The 512-nt window shown below is 65.6% G+C and carries 1 protein-coding gene; it reads right to left on the bottom strand.

Features of this window, described 5'->3' with window-relative positions; all coding sequences use genetic code 11:
• On the bottom strand, positions 1 to 512 hold a 512-nt coding region (locus tag A9X04_RS21035), incomplete at both ends, for a phosphotransferase family protein (protein WP_156764457.1).

The following is a 512-nucleotide window of genomic DNA, read 5'->3' as shown; positions in this document are numbered from 1 at the left end:
CAGACCTGCCGGGCGTGCGAGCCTTCGAGGATGATGGCGAGTTTGAACAGTGCCAGCGCCTCGTAGTAGGGCAGCGCCGAGAGATCACGTCCGGTGCGCTCGGCATAACGGGTCGCCATTTGGGAGCGAGTCGGATAGCCGTCGGCGCCGCCAGCCTGGAGGGTGATAACGGGTTCCTCACCCGGCTCCGTCCAGCGCGCCAGCAGATGTCCGATGTCGAGCAATGGATCACCGATGGTGCCGGTGTCCCAGTCAACGATTGCGGCGAGCCTAGCGGGCGGTTGCGGGGCAACCATCACATTGAATGGGCTGTAGTCGCCATGGATGACCGCGGCCGGGCTCATGGTCGGGGTGTTGGCGGAAAGCCAGTTGGCGAGGAAGTCGAGTTCGGGGAGATCGCGGGTACCGTAGCGCTCCAGCTGGGCGAGCCATCGTGGCACTTGACGCTCCAGAAATCCCTCGGGCTTGCCAAGGTCAGCCAGACCGCGCCGTCGCCAGTCCACCGCGGCCAG

The organism is Mycobacterium sp. E3247 (assembly GCF_001667785.1).
Lineage (GTDB): Bacteria > Actinomycetota > Actinomycetes > Mycobacteriales > Mycobacteriaceae > Mycobacterium.
The sequence above is the reverse complement of the archived record's forward strand: the minus strand, read 5'-3'. Positions and strand labels throughout refer to the sequence as shown.